This is a genomic window from Paraburkholderia rhizosphaerae (assembly GCF_004366595.1).
In the GTDB taxonomy this organism is placed as follows: domain Bacteria; phylum Pseudomonadota; class Gammaproteobacteria; order Burkholderiales; family Burkholderiaceae; genus Paraburkholderia; species Paraburkholderia rhizosphaerae.
On sequence record NZ_SORE01000014.1, the window covers coordinates 1 to 18276 of the forward strand.

The window sequence follows — 18276 nt, forward strand, 5'->3', positions numbered from 1 at the left end:
CCCCAAAAACCATAAACAGAACCCAAGCAAAAACGGCTTCAAAACCGGACATTTCTATCTAGCCGGAACCCGGACATTTGAATCTGGCCATGACAATCGGTTGTAGCGGCTAAGTTGTAATCTATGGCCAGCCCGAGATCTGCAACCTCTGGTTCTGTGATCCTCGTGGCTTGCGCAAATCTATCCGGAATCGATGTTCCGCGATGAAAACCGCACCGGTCGATCCTCAAAATGTCGCCAGCTGCTGTGAGCTGTAGAACTTGTCAGGGTTTTCGTCCGGTCGCTGTGCCGTTGGATCATCAGATGCCCAGCAGTCGCAAAACCTGGTTGGGTGAATCGGTGAATCAGTATCAGTCCGCGAGTCTCAGGCGCGCGGCGTCGTACGCGATACGTCTGGTGAGTACGGCCCACGCGATCCTGGCAAGCTTGTTGGCCACGGCACAGGCGACGACGTTCGCGTGCCGGCGCGTGAGCATCGAGCGGATCCACTCGCCAAGCCGGTCAGTTCGCTGGTTCACGCGTTGCATGACGGCCCGCGCGCCTTGTACGAGCAAGTGACGCAGGTGCCTGTCGCCGCGCTGATATGACTCCCGATGTCAATTGGGATGGGTTTCCAGGGGCAGCTCCGTGGCTGAAGCAAATTTCCTGAGGGCGGCGTAGCAGTAACTCTCGACGGTGGATCACGCTGATATTCGCGGGTTGGTTGCCGCATTACAGAGGTCCGTCTCATGAGCCTGCCGCTTCCTTACTACGCAAGTCGACTGTTGCCGTTGCCAAACGCGGTCGCGGATTGCTCGAATACCGGGCTGCGCCGCCTTCAGGAAACTTGGAGTTTGCAGTGGTGCGCGATCTGTATGAGCTCCTTTATGCGACCTGTACGTTGGAAGGCAAAGCAAATGCCATCCCCATTCGGCCGACGTCCCAGATGAAACCTGCCAGCTCGCGCGCGAAAGCTTCTTGCGGAACACCTCGTGGCCCTTCGCATCCTGCGCACGCAGATGGAAGACATGTTTGCCCAGATCGATGCCGATCAGCGTGACCTCGTTCATGGCGCTCTCCTCTATCGTGGACCGAACTGCTCATGGTAGAGCGGTCGCTGGGATCGGGCTGGCCATTTCACTATGTCCGCTTCTAGCTCGCCATGATTGCGCCCGGCGGCGGCGTTCCATGGGAGGGTTGAGAGTGATGACCCGCGCCGCGTGCTTGCGCGGCGCATGTGCAGCTAGTTCGACAGCGAATGGTCCTGCATAAGCATATCGGCCGCGCGTTCGCCGATCACGACGCAAGGCGCCATGGTATTCCCGGTCGTTACACGCGGTAGCACCGACGCATCCGCAATGCGCAGCCTGTCAATTCCGTACACGCGCAACCGGGAATCGACCACCGACATTTCATCGCGGCCCATCTTCGCGGTGCAGCTCTGGTGCGAATGGCTGACGGTCGCGTTACGGATAAACTCGTCCAACCCCTCGTCGTCAAACGTACCGGGTAGCCATTCACGTTTTGTGAACGGCCGCAGCGGCGCCGAATTGCCGACGTCGCGATTGAACTCAATGCAGCGCTTGAGCGTCTGCCGGTCTTGCGCGGTGGCAAGGAAATTCGCTTCGATCTCGACCGGATCCGACGGCTGAGCGCCGGTTAGCCTGATTCTCCCGCGGCTTACCGGACGCAGCACCGCGGTAGTCAGAGACCATGCGTTGCCTGGCATGCCGCGTTCGCCCGCCGCCTCCGGACTCGCATACGGCAGTTCACACAAAAACGATTGCAAGTCGGGCCGATCCAGTGTGCTGTCGCTTTTCCATAGCGCGGTCATTTCGGCGAGGTTGTTGCGGCCTTCGATGGGCTGTGGCGCCTCCCAAACGCAAGGCGCCATGAAGTGATCCTGAAAATTGCGGCCCACACCTTGCAAATGCTGAATGACCCGAATGCCGAAACGTCCCAATTCCGCCTCGTCGCCGATGCCCGATTGCATGAGCAACTTCGGCGTATGTATCGCACCAAGCGATAAAACGGTTTCGCATGTAGCATGCGCGCGCTTGAGCTCCCCCCGATGCAGATATTCGACGCCGTTCACGGTGCGTTGGTCGAATATTAGCCGCGTAACAAGCGCATCGGACAGGACGGTCAGATTCGGCCGATCCAGATACGGATGCACGTAGGCACGATATAGCGACACCCGCTTGCCGTCGCGCACGCACAGGTTTGTCAGCGCGACGCCGCCAGCGCCCTCCATCATTGCGCCGTTCTGGTCCTCAAACACCGGCACGCCTGCCTGCGCATAGGCCATGAGCCCGGCGTGCGCGATCGGATGCGGGTCGGGCGGCGGCTGCACGAACAGCAGACCGCCAGTACCGCGCCGCTGCGCATCCGGCGCGCCGTGCCAGTCCTCGATGCGCCGGTAGAGGCCTAGCACCGCGCGATAGCTCCAGCCGGGGTCGTCGAGTTCCGCGGCAAGGTCATCCCAGTCGGCCTGATGACCGCGCGACCAGGCCATCACATTGATGCTCGAACCGCCACCTAGCACCTTGCCCATCGCCATCGGAATGCTGCGGCCTTCCAGATGCTGATTCGGCGCGGCGCGAAAAAGCCAGTTCTGCGGGGCGCGGCGCAGTGCCGGCCATGCTGTTGCGGCTGTGATCTCCGCGATATCATCGCTGCCGCCCGCCTCCAGCAGCAGGACCTTGACGTCCGGATGCTCCGCAAGCCGGCGTGCCACAACCGAGCCTGATGCGCCCGCTCCGCAGACGATGAAATCGAAACGCGCATCCGGTACGTCTGGGCCGCCCGGCTTGGGCGCGGCAGATAAATCTGTCATCACAACCTCGTTATGACGATGGTTAAGTGTGAAGCGCCTTGAAGCGCATCGATTGAAAGCCGCTTGTCATGCCGAACGACGACCAGCGGCGAGCACGCACTCAGCTTCCAAACGCCACGTTGACGCGTGACGTTCACCATCGCTGCGACCGCACCGCGACGCTCGACTGAATAAGGAGTCAGCATGTACCCGGAAGGTTACTGGCTCGCGTGTGCGTCCCGCCCAAGCAATGCCTCACGGAAGCGGCTGCGCAACCACGGCCCGTCGCGCGGCGGCAGGCAGGTCGGCTCCGGTTTCGCGCTCACCTTGATGGCGGCAAGAACTGGCCCCTTGGCGCTCAGAAGGACATCGACATAATCTTCCAGCTCCTGCTGAGCGTGGATTGTCGACGTGCGCTCGAATCCTGCCGCACGCGCGATTGCCGCGATATCGACGCCGCGCCCGGCGTGGGCAAGCTGCATGCCGGTCTCAGCGTAGTATCCGTTGTCGATCACGACGACCGACAGGTTCAAGGGTTTGTCCACGCCCACCGTCGCCAGCGATCCCAGCCCCATCATCATCTCGCCGTCACCGACGAACACCACCACCCGCTTTTGCGGTTGCGCTAGCGCAAGTCCGAGGCCGACCATCACCGCACCGCCCATTGCACCCCATAGATAGAAATTTCGCGGAGTGTCGCCCGCGGCCGCTGCGTCGAACGTTGGATTGCCAAGGCTCGTGACAGCTAGAACATCATCCCGCCGGTCCCTGAGAATTCGCTTCACTACCCGTCGACGGTTCAAAAGCTCTGCTTGCAGGGTCATTTCCTACTCCTTTTTGAAGTTCTTGGTGCCAATCACGCGCTGGCCAATCAGCACGGCAACCATGCGCGACGTATTGAAGCCAAAATTCAACGCTGCCCGAACCGTTTCACCGACGTCCCTCGCATCGTCCGCGCGATAGACGTACACGCCCGCCGACTCCAGCGCATTCTGTGTGGACTTGCCCATCGCGACCTGCCATGGGTTGAACTCGCCCCACTCGCCACGCATCGTCACGATCATCACGATTGGCATACGGCATTCGTGCTGCAAAGACAGCATGTTGATACAGTTCCCGACCCCGCTCGACTGCAGAAGCAGCACGCCGCGCTGGCCGCCGATCCAGGCGCCACCGATCATCGCGACCCCCTCCTCCTCCGTTGTCAGTGAAACTGCGCGAATTTCATCGTCATCCTCACAGAGTTCGATAAGGCGTTTGTGGCCCGCGTCAGGCACATACGCTACCTGACGTACATCGGTGGCTTTAAGATGCTGAAAGATTGTTTCTGGCCAGATCGTAGACATGAGATCGAAATCTCCTTGATGAACTGAGAAAGTTGTTGCGCTTTCGGAGGTGACGACGCGCGAGAGTCGGACGACTACGATGAGCGTTTCCTCAACTCGCGCTGAGGAAACGCCTTAAACGGTCGATTCCTGCGTCGATTAGCGCCGGTTCACACGCGTAACACCAGCGTACGAAGCCCTCACCCTCGTGACCAAAAGCGCTCCCCGGCGCGAGACCGAGACCGACGTCGCGCACTAGCGACTTGCATAGCGAAAGGCTGTCTGTTATATCGCGCAATGAAAAGAAGACGTACATTGCACCACAGGGCGACTTTGCATCGATGCCGCAATTCAGGGAGAGCGAACGCAAAAGATAGTTACGCGAGGCATGCAGGTGTCGAACCAGGGTCTGTATCGCCATTTCCCCGTGCTCTACTGCCGCTACACCTGCGTGCTGCACGAATGATGGTGCGCACGAGGTGTTGTACTCGATGAGCTTGCAGAGATCGTCCATCACCCCCAAAGGGGCGATCATCCATCCAAGACGCCAGCCGGTCATCAGCCACGCTTTTGAAAACGAATTCACACAGATGACGCGCTCGTTACGTGCTGCGAGGTCAAGAAAGGACGGCGCAACGCGCAAGCCCACCTCGTCCGGCGTGAGGTCGATTCCATAGTAGAGACGTTCATATACCTCATCCGCTACGATCCAGATACCGTGTCTGCGACAGTGATCGAGAACGGTTCGTTGATCGTCCCGGCTCATTACCCACCCGGTCGGATTGTTCGGTGAGTTGATCATCAGCATCCGGGTATCCGGAGTGAGTGCGTCCAGCAACGCATCGAGATCGAGCGCCCAGCCGTTCCGGCCGTACCTCAGTGGAACAGTCTCGACGTACGCGCCCAGGATCTTTGGCATCTCAACGAGGTTCGGCCATAGCGGCGTAATCGCGACGACACGGTCGCCCGCACCCACGATCAGTTGAGTCGCCAACATCAGTGCGTTCACCCCGGCACTCGTCACCGCGACGTGATCGACCGACGTCGTGCCATGCAATCTGCTCACGTAACGCGAAAGAGCAGCGCGCAATGGATCGATCCCGAGGTTGTGCGTGTAGAACGTCGCGCCGTTAGTCAGGGCCGCGATCGCCGCCTCCCGAATGAATCCCGGGGTCGCAGAGTCGGACTCCCCGAACCAGAAGGGAACGATATCGGGCACCCCCATGCTGGCGTTGGCCACCTCGCGAATCTGCGAGGAACGTAGGATCCGCACTGCATCGCGGGCGTTGGGACCGCACATACGTTTGAAATTCAACGTGCTCATTTGATGCAACCACCAACCTGTTCTTTGAGACAACGACCGGAAATTCGTAGCCTGACGTCAGTCCGGACTCCATCCGGATGGCGTTCGGGCGCGCTCGATCCTCGCCATATCGCAGACCATATCGGCAATACCCGAGAAGTCGATCGCCCCCCTTCCGTTTGCTCTGGCAAGACTAAACGATGCGTGTACCGCCGATCCCACCGGCATCGGAACCTGAGTCGCGTGAGCCGCAGCCATCACGAGAGACAGATCCTTGTGCGCAAGGTCGATCGTAAATCCAGGCGCAGTATCGTCAGCAAGTACCTTGCTAGGGAAGTTGAGTCGAAGCTGTCCGTTGCTGGCCGAGGTCCCAAGGAGCACCTTTATCGTGCTCTTCAAGTCAAGGCCAAAACGTTGCGAGAGCGCGAGCGCCCGCCTCAGCGTTGACCTGACACAGCGTGATGGCGACATAATTGTTGACGAGCTTGGTTCGTCCTCCTGCCCCCACTCCGCCGCAGTGATAGACCATGGTGCCCATTGCATCGAGCAACGGCTTGATCCTCACGAAATCCGCGTCGCCTGCACCCACCATAAACAGGGATTCGCCGCGATCCGCATGCTCAGCAAGGCGGCCGACAGGCGCATCGACAACCGACATCCCATGTTGAACGGCTTCCCGATAAAGGCGGTCCGTGGCGAGGGGGTCAATGGTACTCATATCCACGAGCACGGTCCCTTCAGTGGCATTCGCAAAGATGCCACCGCTGCCCAACGCAACAGATTCCACTTCGACGGACGTTGGCAGCATGGTGATCACGATCGTGCAATCGCGTGCGAGTTGCGCTACGTCCGAACTTGCACTGGCACCCATGTCAACAAGATCCGCAACCGGGAGCGGGTTCAAATCCATTACCACAAGCTTGAATCCCTTTCTGACCAGGTTCGAAGCCATGGGCTTGCCCATGCGGCCCAAACCGATAAAACCGATCGTTTCCATTTCCATTCCTTACATAAGAATCACCCGACGACACGAATGCCGGGCGTCTACCCATAAGCGACGTACGCGGTCTTGCTGACTGTATAAAATTCGACGGCGCTCTTTCCTTGTTCGCCCAGTCCATAGCTTGATGCGTTTCTCCCTCCGAACGGGACGTGATAGTCCAGTCCCGCGGTTGGCAGGTTGACCATCGTCAATCCACTTTTCGCGTTGAGCCGAAAGTGCGTAGCCAGCTTGTGCGAACGTGTACAGATTCCAGATGACAGCCCGTAGTCCGTGTCGTTAGCAATGGCCAGTGCCTCGTCGTAGTCCGAAGCGCAAATCACGCAAGCGAACGGTCCAAATATTTCGTCGCGGTTGATGCGCATGCTATTGGTACCCAGCATCAACGTCGGCCTCATGAAAAAGCCCGGCGTTTTTGCCTCGACAAGATCACCGCCCTCCAGGAGTTCTGCACCCTCGTCTTTTCCAATCTGGATAGAGCGCTGAATGGAGTCGAGTTGACGCTGATTAATGATTGGACCAATGTCCGTGTCTTCGACGAGTGCGTCGCCCACCTTCAGCGAGCGCATCCGCTTCACGAGCGCCTCGACAAAGCGGTCATAGATCCGAGACATGACCACCAGACGGCTTGATGCGGTACAACGCTGCCCGGCAGAGAAGAACGCGCCGTTAGCCGCGCACTCAACCGCGACGTCGAGGTCCGCGTCGTCGAGCACTACGAGGGGGTTTTTCCCGCCCATCTCCAGCTGAATGCGCGCCATGCTGGGGATGGCCCGGCTGACGATCTCCCGTCCGGTGCACACGCTCCCGGTAAAACTGATCGCATCGACCTTTTCCGTCAGCGCAGGTCCGACGAGAGCGCCCGGCGCATTGATCATGTTCACTACCCCTGGAGGAAGCCCGTTACGCTCGAGAATTCTCATCAACTCCCATGCAATCGCGGGGGTTTCTTCCGACGGCTTGAACACAACCGTGTTGCCGAACGCCAAGGCTGGGGCGAGTTTCCACGCTGCAATTGCAACCGGGAAATTCCAGGGCGTGATGACCGCGACCACACCGACGGGCTCACGACTTGTCAGCACGCCAATTCCTGGGCGGACCGAAGGCAGGTTCTCGCCGCCATAACGAACGGCCTCACCGGAAAAGAACTGGAAGATTTGCATGGCCCGCACAACTTCCCCAATACCCTCCGCTCTTGTTTTTCCCGCTTCGCGTGACACAAGTTCACCCAGTTCGTCCCTGCGCGCGGATATTTCCATCGCGGCCTTCATCAAGATGTCGCTACGAAGCTGGGTTGTCGTTGCAGACCATGATGGAAGCGCTTCGCGCGCAGCCACAACGGCTAACCGCGCTTGCTTCGGATTTGCAAGCGCGAATTCTCCGATGCAATCTCCCAGATTTGAAGGGTTGATGCTCGCGATCGATTCGCCACTGCCTACCCATTCGCCGTTAATGAGATTTGGTTTTGCTGCCATACATCTCTCCGTTCATTCGTTCCATACCTGCTGCTTTAAGCACGGTCTCATGTTAAGAGTTGATGCAAGACCGTGTCGAATAGCATATGCTGATGCAAGCATCAGAATGTGAGATGGACTGAGCAGGCGTGCGGGCATGGACATTCGGCAAATCAGGGCTTTCCTGGCAGTTGCAGACACTGGGACCGTTACTCGGGCTTCCGAATTACTGCATGTTGTTCAACCAGCGGTGACGCGGCAGATCAAATTGCTGGAACAAGAACTGGGTAGCGCGCTCTTTTTACGCACGCGCCACGGAATGCAATTGACCGAGGCCGGAAGTCTTCTCGTTGATCGCGCCCGGAGAGCACTGCGCGAACTCGACATCGCGCGAGCGGAAATCCATCCGGATGAATCCGGAAAGCTTTCGGGCGTTGTTCGACTCGGACTCCTGCCGAGCAGTTGCGATATGGTGTCTGGAGCGCTAATGAAGGCAATGGACGAAGCCTTTCCGCGCATTCGCCTATCGCTTTCAATCGATTACTCAGATCCGCTGCTCAAGGCCCTCCTGAATGGCGAGGTAGATGTGGCGTTGCTCTACGACCCTGCGCCCGCCAAAGCACTCGACATGGAGCCGTTGTTAAGGGAGCCGCTCAGCCTCGTTGGATTGGCGTCGCAAGGGCTGACCGACGACGCACCGGTACCCGTGGCGGCGCTCGGGCGATCTCCGCTGATCTTGCCCTGTATGCACCATCGGCTCCGCAGTCTTGTCGAGCGGGCATGCGCGGTCGAAGGGGTGGAGATCACTATTGCCGCCGAAACTCACGCCCTTGCCGTTCAGAAGAGTCTCGTAGTGCGAGGGTATGGTATGACCGTGCTACCCCGGATCGCGGTTAGAGACGAACTGGAGCGGTCCATGCTGAGCGCAGCGCTTATCGACGCGCCTGAGTTTGCACGCACGATCGCGCTGGTGCAACCTGCGCCGTCCGCCCGTCAAACTTCGCGACAGGTTCGATGTACCGCGCGAGTTCTGCGCGAATGCATGCATGACATCGTCTTGAGCGGGGACTGGCTGGGGGCTGAATGGATTCGACATGAACCAGACAGGTCGCGCATCAGATCGCAGCGGTTTTAGCTGCATGCACGTTTCAGCAGGTACAACCGGCCGGCCGATCGATATGTGTCCACGTCGCGATTTCGATCAGGTTTCGTTGTGCCGCTGTCGTAAGGCTGATCGTTAGTGGATAATATCGCAGCCGTTGGCGGAATTGATACAGACCGCCGGCTCGCGAGCCTTGCCGAGTTGCCACTGCAGATGGCACTTGCCAGGACTCCTTCTGTCGACGTTCCAGCTCGATAGAAATCGACGCCGCGACCTAATAGCGGTCGACGCCGGCGGTTTCCCCCCTCACGCTCTCTGCCGACGAAGTCTGACCCATCGATTGGTCAGCACCGGCACCATCGCGCTGAAACACCGTCGGACTATTCCCGTATTGATTCTTGAACGCCCTGCTGAAATGCGCCGCACTAACAAACCCACATTGCCAGGCCACATCACAAATGCGAACGCGCTCGCCGCCGCTCGACAAAATCTTCTTCGCCCTTTCGAGCCGCTGCTGCAACAGATACCGCATCACAGACGATCCGTCACGTTCAAACAGTCTCGTCAAGTAACGCTTTGAAATCCCCGTCGCGTTAGCAATCATCTCGGGGCCAAGGTCCTCGTTCCCAACGTTGCGCTCAATGAACTGTTTCACCTTCTTCAGCATCACATCGGAACTTTGCTTACGCCTGCGGTCGGTCCGATCATCGGTAATGATCTCCATCAGATCGATCAGGTGATCGGCCACAAGCCTGCTGCCGTATTCGCTGCATCGTTCGCCATAAGCCGCCGCAGCGCCGAGCAACGATCTGAGCAACGCAACATCGGGCGAAGTCGAGTCCAGCATAAACATCTCGTGACCGGACACCGTTTTTGCCCTTTCCTCAAGAGAAGACTTCGGTACCCGCAAGATCATCCCACGTGAGTTTCCCGTCGACGTCTGCATATAGGGAATTCGAGCGTCCAAAAGAACAAGCAATGAAGACTCGGTAAGTTGAACCTTCGAACCGTCCTGCTCTATTTCAACAATGCCGCTCTCGATCAGATAAATCACAACAGCGTTCTTGCGCCAATTGTCGCACCCCGGCCCTGGACTCCATATCCATTGCTGCCGGGATAGATCGGCCGCCTCAAACCTCAGATCGCCCATGAACCACGACGTCGTGAGCAGAGCGCGCTCGCCCCCAGAGGCGAAATCGCATTCCATGCTCCAGTTGTTTCGTACCAGTGCGCGCCACTCTTCCTCCGTTTTGGCGCTGGTGTTGCTAAGGGCATGTGTAGCGAAAAACATATATTCGATAGCGACAGGTGGATCACTCACATCATGCGGGGCGCTAGTCCGATAGTCCGTTAGTTCGCTCGCCCGCTAGCCGGATAGCCAGCCCGACAGCCGTCTGTCCACTCTCCCCGCGTGAGAACCCGACGGCCGTGATGATGCTGCCAGGGCTATTGTCGTTCAGAAGCGAACCTGTTTTCCGTTGGCAGTACGTTTTGGCTTTCTCCACGTCGCATTCGATCTCTTATCACAGCTGAGGTCGAAGGCATTTCTTCGATCCTGGACAAAGATGACCAACAAAAAAAAGTCCCAACCAGTCGATCGTACACACCATCGTGTCATCGAGAATCGCTATTGTAAGAACGCTGATTCGCTAGCGATAAACTGTCACGTAAGTGCTGTTCTTATGCCATTAAGCGCACCTGCGTTTCTTTAATATCTGATCAAACGATTCTCTCGCCCGTTCACACACGTTCTGCGAACTCCACGCAACGAGCGCTGTCGAGCACTTAACGATCTGCTGGTCAGACAAGCCGGCGCATAGCGCTTCGTCGATCAAGATTCGTTGGGAAATCCGCATCGCTGCTGTTTTGCAGACGCTCTCATCGCTTAACTTGCTGAGCGCTTCAAGACAATTCGCGACATGCTTGGCGGTGAGTCGATCGCACATCGACGAATCCGACACGAGTCGCCTTGCCAGTTGAACGGCCGCTTTTCGACATATTTCGTCCGCGTGCCAGTGTGCCAAAGCATCAAGACAGACTGCCAGATGTCTTCCGTTGAGGTGATGTCTTAGCGGCCCGTCTTCGGCGATTCGCTTCGCGAGCCTCAAGCCCGCGGCGCGACATAATTCATCGTCGCTCCATATGACGAATGCGCCAAGGCAATTGGCCACACGCACACCGTTTAGCTGAACGACCAGCGGGTCCTCTGTTGCAACGCGGCCTGCCAGTAGCCTGACCACATGGGCACATATCCGCGAATCGCTCCATTTCGCAAGCGTGTTCAGGCAATGTGCGACGGCGAGACCGTTCAAGCCATATAGCAACTTCCGATCGGCAACGAGGTGTCCGGCCAATAGCGTGCCCGCTTTCGCACACTCGCTCTCTTCGTGCCATCTCCCTAGTGCATTCAGACAGCCCGGAATGACTGCACTATTAAGGTTATCCCGCAACGCGCGATCGCCTGCGATTCTGGCCGCGACGCGTATGCCCGCATAGCGACACAACGGCTCTTTGTCCCACTTCGACAACGCATCAAGACAGTTGACGACCTGTTGAGCACTGAGCGACCGGATCAAACCGCTGTCTTCCGCCAGTCTCGCGACTAATGCGAGCGCCGCGTCCCGGCAGGCTTTGGCCTTATCGAACCGTGCTAGTCCCTGCAGACAATCCACCGCCTGCTGACCATCGAGCGCATCGCAAAGATTCTTGTCGAGTTCGAGTGCCTTAACAAATTTCTGCGCTTCATGCGAAAAGGGTTCGCCAGTCTTAAGACGAGTCAGTTCACCAACGAACGTTTTCACGGTGCGACCAAGGACCGCCGAATCAAATCGCGTTAGCGGTTCATGAAATTCTTCAGCAGGCGCCTTGCCATTACCAGCAGGCGACACGTGAAGAAGTCTTAAATCGCCATTCATCCAATTCCTCTCTACGGTGCGCGGCGAGCGTATCTTGTGCCAACGTTTTGGACGACGCTTGACTGCCTCACCACAATCTCTTGTCCACGCGGGCCAGCAAGCGCTTTTGCCCTCAATGATTTCGCACCGTCGCCGTAAATGGCTCTGAGGCGGCCAGCAATGAAACAGATGTGATGCCGATTCTCGACATTTCGTTGGTTCAAGCTCAACGTGTCCACGGAGAACCGTATGCTTAGCATTAACAGCAATATCCCTTCCCTGGTTGCTCAGGAAAACCTGAACTCTTCCGGCAGCACGCTGTCGCAAGCGATCACCCGTCTTTCGTCGGGCAAACGTATCAACAGCGCGGCGGACGACGCAGCAGGTCTCGCCGTTTTCACGTCGATACAGACGCAGATTCTCGGTCTGAACCAGGGCGTGCAGAATGCCAACAACGGCGTATCGCTGGTGCAAACGGCCGGCACAGGCTTGAACCAGATCACGGCCAGTCTGCAGCGTATTCGCCAGCTGGCTGGCGAAGCGACGGGCGGCACGCTCACGGCGGCCAACCAGGCAGCGCTGCAACAAGAGGTGGCACAGCAGATCTCGGAAGTGAACCGTATCGCTTCGCAAACTCAGTTCAACAGCATCAACCTGCTAACTGGATCGGCTGGTGTCATTCAGGTGCAGGTTGGCGCGAACGTCGGCCAGACCGTTGCATTGGACCTGAGCCAAGGCGTTTCGGCCGCCTCGCTCGGAACCGGTTTCGTGCAGGCTGGCGACACGCTCGGCTCGATCACGGGCTTGAACCTGAACGCGGACGGCACGGAAGCCACGACCGCGAATGGCGCGATCAAACAGATCAATGTCCAGTCGAACGGCACCGGTGGTTTTACGTTCACCGATCAGAACGGCAACGCGATCTCGACGGCCGCATCGTCAGCACTGTTCACGACGCAGACGGCCAACGGCATCTCAGCACTGTCGTTGAATACGAGCGGCAACAGCGCGCTCGATCCGGCAAACGAACTCACCGCAATCTCGGGCGCATTCAGCTCGACTGCCGCGGCCGGCACGGTGTTCGGCACCATTTCGGGCATCAACATCGATGGCGCGACGGGTAAAGACGCTGCAAACGGCACGGCTAACACGGTTACGTCGATTACCGCGGAAGCAGACGGCAAGGGTGGCGTCAAATACGTCGACCAGCACAACCAGGCGCTCAGTTCGAGTGCTCAGGCGGCATTGTTCGGCGCGTCGAGCACGACCATTCCGGCCACGTTTGTCACTGCTCCAACCAGCGCGATCGGTTCGACCGCCGCAGGCCCTCAGCCCGCAGGCAGCGTGCTGGCGAGCGTGAACACGCTGAACCAGCCGACGTCCGTCGCGCAAATCGATATCAGCACGACGCAAGGCGCGAACAACGCAATCGAATCGATCGATAACGCGCTATCCACGATTTCGGGTATTCAGGCTACGCTCGGCGCGCTGCAAAACCGCTTCACGGCGATTGCGCAATCGCAGCAGAACGAGTCGACCGATCTGTCGAGCGCACAGTCGCAAATCGCCGACGCCGACTTCGCAATGGAAACGGCGAGCCTGAGCAAGGCGCAGGTGCTCCAGCAAGCGGGCGTCTCGGTTCTCGCTCAGGCGAACTCGTTGCCGCAACAAGTGCTCCGGCTGCTGCCGCAGTAAGCACGGAAGGCAACCGGTAGCAGAGCAAAATCTGCTACCGGTTTTGTAGCGCCGGTACGCGTGTGCGCGTATTGCCTGCTGAGAGGGGCAGTATTCCGGGAATCACTTCCAGCCGCGTTCGATGTGGCGCCTATGCTTGCCCACGGGACGCGGCAAGCCGCGCCCTACCGACCATCAGTGCGAATCGGGCATTGCTGTAGAGATAGCGCCGCCACATGCGACGAGGCTCCTGCGCCACGCGAAACAGCCACTCCAGACCACAGCGCTGAATCCACTTGGGCGCACGCCGGACTCTTCCGGCGATGACGTCGAACGCACCGCCGACTCCCATCACGAAATCGACGCCCAGTTCATGCTTCCAGCGGTTGATAAAGTTTTCCTTTTTCGGTGACGTAATCGCGACGAAAACAAGCCGCGCGCCAGAACGACGAATCTTCTCGACAAGCGCTGCTTCATCGTCCCAAAAGTATCCGTGGTGATAGCCCGCGAGGCGCAAGCCCATGTATCGCTCGGTGCAAACTTGCGCAACACGATGAACTACGTCAGGCGCCGCACCCAGCAAGAACACCGGGTAGCCTCGCGCCGCGGACAAACAGAGAAGTTGCCCGAACAGGTCCACCCCGGCAACGCGTTCCGACACGTTGTGACCGAGAATCCGTGCCCCCCAAACGACACCCATCCCGTCAATATTGATGATGTCGCAGGTTGCCACCGACGCGAACAAATCTTCGTCCGTTTGCATGTTGACGAGTTTCGCGACATTGACCACCGAATGAAGCGTTAATTTCCGCTCCTCGATCCTCCGCTCGATGAGTGCAACCGTCTCGTGCATCGACAAGACGTCCATGGGACAGCCAAACATTTCGATTCGAAACATGAAATAGAGAACTAACCTATCAATAGACGGAACACGACATCAAACAATCGAATCGATTTGTCGCCGCAACAGGCGCCCAATTCGCGCTATTCCAAACGACGAATTTACCCATTCGCGTCCACTGCCTCGCGGGATCGATTCGGTGAGTTCCGCCGCATTGACGATTGCGCAGGCAAGCGTGGCAGGTTCCAGGCAATCGACGATCACCGCCCACTCCTGTCGCAAAACCTCCATCACCGGCGGATGCCGGAATGCGACGATCGCAACGTCATGGCACTGCGCCTCGATGAAACTCATGCCAAACGAGTCGACTGTACTGGGTAGGCAGAAAACGCTCGCACGGCGAAGCAACACCTCTTTGTCGCCGCCTGACACCCAACCGGGAAACTCGACTCGCCCTGCTAGCCCGAGCAAGACCGCTTCCTTTTCGATCTGGTTCCGCAGCGGCCCGTCCCCGGCAACAATCATCCGGTAGGAAGCGGGCAAGTGTGACAGCGCGCGCACAGACTCCAGAATGCCTTTACCTGGCACAAGTCGCCCCATGACCAGAACGATGTGCTCATTTGCCGGCAACGCGAGCCGCTCGCCAGGCTGCGGGCCCGGTTGGTATGGATTCGGCACGACCGCAGCCTTGGCTGCGAGACCATGCGTGCGGAGCAACGACATCGCAAAGAACGACAGGACGACGGTCCTCGATGACAACCGGCTGAGACAGCCAATGACACGGCGCCATAGTCCACTCGACATATATTGTTCAAGGTAGGGCGTATGCAAATACACAACGTGCTTGCGGCCACATGCGCGCAGGAATGTTGCGATTGCAAGCATCCTGAGCAGGCAAAGTCCTGAACCGGGATGCAAATGAAACACCACCTTCTCTCTGCGTGCCTGCGACATCACGTACAAGCACCGCGGGAAAGCGATAAGCCACGGTCCGACCTTGCCCCACGCGCCCGCACCATTGTGTGTCGGGATGAAGACAGCCCGGCCCATTGTCTTCAGAACCTGCAGGTGCATTGGCACTACCGTCGCAACGCCGCCCTTGCCATTGCTGGGCTCCGTCGAAAGAACGACGTTGCAGATCCGGCGACGTGATGTCTCGCCAGCAGTCGTCGACACATACGACTCGCTGTCGCGACGCGACAACTGAAACCGCGAGCTTCGCCTTTGCAACACCAGGTTCCGGCCAACCGTAACCACGAGACACGCTATCAGCACGAGTTCGAAGTTGGTCGCCCTATCGGCGAAATACAGGACCGCCAGCGTGGCCACGAATACGGCGCAGGCTACGAGATTGATGCGCGCCGATTCTTTTCCCAATTCACGGACCATCAACACGTTGCTGTGCGCGATGCTCAACATGCTGACGCTGCCTTGCGCAGTCATGGTTAAGCCGCAGACGAGCAAGTATCCGAATTCCCGCGTCGGGACTTCGATATAGGCAATGCCCACGATAACCATCGAAGTCGCAACGAAGGTCGCCACGCATGCAATCCGGACCTCGCGATTCATTCTCGACGTGACCGATACAAGCGAATCACCGGATCCAGCCAGTTTGCTCATCTCGGGAAGCCGATAGAGCGAGATAGCTCGAGGAATCAGCGCGCTGATTGCACAAAAAGACGCCATCAACGAGATCACGCCTGCAAACGCGGGGCCTCTCGCGAAGTTCGCAATCGGAACCAGGCTGAGTGCCATGCCACCGGACAGAAAGTTTGTCAGCCCGAATTCGAGTCCCTTGGGTTCAAATTTCCCGAGCGCCACGGGCCCCTGAGGGAGACCTATCTTCGTTAGCATCAGGAATGAGGCACCGGTCAGCGCTACCCCTAACGGGACAGCGGCCGCGATGCCGAAGCGTCGAAGCCCGATGAGCAACGCCGCGCTCAATACAACCAGCAGCACGTCATACGCGAGCACGCGTCGATAGGCACGGCTCGCCAGAAAGTAGTGGCGCGCAAGCTGATATGAGGTCCATCCGGCGAGCACCGCCACGACGTCGACGCCCGAAACGTCAGTCTTGAGGAACGGCACGGTTCCAAGCACGCCTGCGCAGACGACGAGCGACGAGATTGCCGCCATCCAGACTAGCCGGTAGAACTCGCGCACGGCGTCGGCGGAGTCGCGCGCGGCCGGCACACGCACGAGCACCAACCCCGCCCAACCGATCGCCGTGAAGAAGGACAACATTTGCGCGATCGAATAGGCGGAGGCGGCGCGCCCCAGCGCATCCAGCGTGTACAAATGCTGAATCAGCACGAATGCCAGGATCCTGTATAAACCCGGCATACCGGTCACCACGATGGCCTCGCCTTTTCTCAACAGATCCGGCGATAGCACCCTCTGTGCAAAACTGATCATGTCGATCGCAACGTTAAATGCGTTGTATACGAGTGGCCAAGGCGCCAGTGTCGTTCGCGATCTTTGCTCGCGAGCAGACGATCGATACGTTTGAACGGCCCATGTTCAACCGCGATCACCATCATGTCGGCGCGCTTGATGCAGTGCCAGGCCGCCGGCCTGCGAATCGATCGCGCCACGCGATCCACAATCCGCTATCCATGCGACAGCAAACCGCGTGTGTCGATGACGACCTTCGCCTGCAGACGCACCGGGTCGATCCGCTTGAATGGCGTGTGATCGACGAGAATCACGATCACATCGGCCGATGCGATCGCGTCGTAGAGTCCGCACAGTTCCGCCTTCCCTGCCAGCGCGGGCGGCACGGCGCCTATGTTTGGCTCGACCACAAGCACGCGCGCAATGCCACGCTCCGCCAGTTCGCGCACGATGCCAAGCGCCGGGCTTTCGCGCAGGTCATCGATATCCGCCTTGAACGACAACCCGAGGCACGCGACCACCGGCTCCTTGAAACGCGTCGTCGCGCGCTCGATCCGTTCGAGCACATGGCGCGGCTTGTCATCGTTCACGACGCGCGCGGTGCGAATCAGGCGCGCCGTCTCAGGCGCCGCATCGACGATGAACCACGGATCGACCGCAATGCAATGCCCGCCGACACCGGGACCCGGCTGCAGGATATTCACGCGCGGATGGCGATTCGCGAGCCGGATCAGCTCCCACACGTTGATATCGAGCTGCTCGCAGATCAACGACAGTTCGTTCGCGAACGCAATGTTGACGTCGCGAAAGGCGTTCTCGGTCAGCTTGCACATCTCCGCGGTGCGCGCGTCCGTCAAAATGCAGTTGCCCGTGACGAAAATCTGATACAGCGCGCGCGCCGCTTCACCGCAGCGGGGCGTCATGCCACCGATCACGCGGTCGTTCTCGACCAGTTCGCGAATCACGTGGCCCGGCAACACGCGCTCGGGACAATGCCCGATGCGAATATCGGAAGCCTCGCCCGCCTGCTGCGGGAAGCTCAGGTCGGGCCGCATGTCGGCCATCCAGCGCGCCATCTGCTCAGTCGCGCCGACCGGCGACGTCGATTCGAGCACCACCAGATCGCCCTTCTTCAACACCGGCGCGATCGCGCGACTGGCCGCCTCGATATACGCGAGATCGGGCTTGTAGCCTTCGGCGAAAGGCGTCGGCACCGCGATCAGAAACGCATCGGCGGGCTCGGGCGTCACGGTCGCGCGCAGATAGCCTTGCGACACGACCGCATGCACCAGCATGTCCAGTTCGGGCTCGACGATATGAATCGCGCCGCGGTTGATCGTATCGACCGCATGCGGGTTCACGTCGACGCCGATCACGCGTTTGCGCCGCGCGGCAAACGCGGCTGCGGTCGGCAGGCCAATGTAGCCGAGTCCGACGACTGAAATGACTTCGAATTCCATACGGTACCTTTCGTGGGTTGACGTGCGTGACCGGC

The 18276-nt window shown here is 58.9% G+C and carries 14 protein-coding genes and 2 pseudogenes; 2 read left to right on the forward strand and 14 right to left on the reverse strand.

Annotated elements, in window-relative coordinates:
* Positions 1-350: 350 nt before the first annotated feature.
* The 9 genes and pseudogenes from BX592_RS18885 to BX592_RS18920 all read right to left on the reverse strand — a co-directional run.
* Positions 351-581 (reverse strand): annotated as a pseudogene (locus BX592_RS18885) (IS110 family transposase); the annotation flags it as partial.
* A 362-nt stretch (positions 582-943) separates the two neighbouring features.
* Positions 944-1049, reverse strand: a pseudogene (locus tag BX592_RS18890) (IS110 family transposase); the annotation flags it as partial.
* A gap of 173 nt (positions 1050-1222) precedes the next feature.
* Positions 1223-2815, reverse strand: a complete 1593-nt coding sequence (locus BX592_RS18895; protein WP_134193337.1) for a GMC family oxidoreductase — start codon at positions 2813-2815, stop codon at positions 1223-1225.
* 197 nt (positions 2816-3012) lie between these two features.
* Positions 3013-3618, reverse strand: coding sequence for a thiamine pyrophosphate-dependent enzyme (locus BX592_RS18900; RefSeq protein WP_134193338.1), 606 nt, complete (start codon positions 3616-3618; stop codon positions 3013-3015).
* Between the two features lie 3 nt (positions 3619-3621).
* Positions 3622-4140 (reverse strand): thiamine pyrophosphate-binding protein, encoded by a 519-nt coding sequence (locus tag BX592_RS18905; protein WP_134193339.1) that lies wholly within the window; start codon positions 4138-4140, stop codon positions 3622-3624.
* 91 nt (positions 4141-4231) lie between these two features.
* Positions 4232-5443 carry a pyridoxal phosphate-dependent aminotransferase gene (locus BX592_RS18910; protein WP_134193340.1) on the reverse strand — a complete coding sequence of 404 codons (1212 nt, stop codon included), beginning with the start codon at positions 5441-5443 and terminating at the stop codon, positions 4232-4234.
* A 57-nt stretch (positions 5444-5500) separates the two neighbouring features.
* On the reverse strand, positions 5501-5893 hold the full coding sequence (locus tag BX592_RS35215; protein ID WP_377681458.1) for an NAD-binding protein: 393 nt from the start codon (positions 5891-5893) through the stop codon (positions 5501-5503).
* On the reverse strand, positions 5823-6419 hold the full coding sequence (locus BX592_RS34175; RefSeq protein ID WP_208327922.1) for an NAD(P)-dependent oxidoreductase: 597 nt from the start codon (positions 6417-6419) through the stop codon (positions 5823-5825). Before BX592_RS34175 ends, BX592_RS35215 begins: the two co-directional genes overlap by 71 nt.
* A gap of 47 nt (positions 6420-6466) precedes the next feature.
* Positions 6467-7897 (reverse strand): aldehyde dehydrogenase family protein, encoded by a 1431-nt coding sequence (locus BX592_RS18920; protein WP_134193341.1) that lies wholly within the window; start codon positions 7895-7897, stop codon positions 6467-6469.
* Between the two features lie 136 nt (positions 7898-8033).
* On the opposite strand from BX592_RS18920, the gene BX592_RS18925 reads away from it, so the two are divergent.
* Entirely contained in the window at positions 8034-9011 is a 978-nt protein-coding gene (locus BX592_RS18925; RefSeq protein WP_134193342.1) for a LysR family transcriptional regulator, read from the forward strand.
* 241 nt (positions 9012-9252) lie between these two features.
* Here the strand turns inward: BX592_RS18925 and BX592_RS18930 are convergent, their stop codons facing one another.
* Together BX592_RS18930 and BX592_RS18935 are read right to left on the reverse strand one after the other, a co-directional pair.
* On the reverse strand, positions 9253-10299 hold the full coding sequence (locus tag BX592_RS18930) for a helix-turn-helix domain-containing protein (RefSeq protein ID WP_166676400.1): 1047 nt from the start codon (positions 10297-10299) through the stop codon (positions 9253-9255).
* 367 nt (positions 10300-10666) lie between these two features.
* The gene (locus BX592_RS18935; protein ID WP_134193344.1) at positions 10667-11893 is read right to left on the reverse strand and encodes a hypothetical protein; all 1227 of its coding nucleotides are present in this window, start codon (positions 11891-11893) and stop codon (positions 10667-10669) included.
* A gap of 228 nt (positions 11894-12121) precedes the next feature.
* On the opposite strand from BX592_RS18935, the gene BX592_RS18940 reads away from it, so the two are divergent.
* A complete protein-coding gene (locus BX592_RS18940) occupies positions 12122-13567 on the forward strand; it encodes a flagellin N-terminal helical domain-containing protein (RefSeq protein WP_134193345.1) in 1446 nt (481 codons plus the stop codon).
* A 130-nt stretch (positions 13568-13697) separates the two neighbouring features.
* Here BX592_RS18940 and BX592_RS18945 read toward each other — a convergent pair whose 3' ends face one another.
* The 3 genes from BX592_RS18945 to wecC form a co-directional block, all read right to left on the reverse strand.
* Positions 13698-14414 carry a WecB/TagA/CpsF family glycosyltransferase gene (locus BX592_RS18945; protein WP_279589199.1) on the reverse strand — a complete coding sequence of 239 codons (717 nt, stop codon included), beginning with the start codon at positions 14412-14414 and terminating at the stop codon, positions 13698-13700.
* Between the two features lie 69 nt (positions 14415-14483).
* Positions 14484-16802 carry a glycosyltransferase family 4 protein gene (locus BX592_RS18950; protein ID WP_134193347.1) on the reverse strand — a complete coding sequence of 773 codons (2319 nt, stop codon included), beginning with the start codon at positions 16800-16802 and terminating at the stop codon, positions 14484-14486.
* Positions 16803-16996: 194 nt separating this feature from the next.
* Complete coding sequence (gene wecC / locus BX592_RS18955) at positions 16997-18241, reverse strand: UDP-N-acetyl-D-mannosamine dehydrogenase (protein ID WP_134193348.1); 1245 nt, start codon at positions 18239-18241, stop codon at positions 16997-16999.
* Positions 18242-18276: the final 35 nt, after the last annotated feature.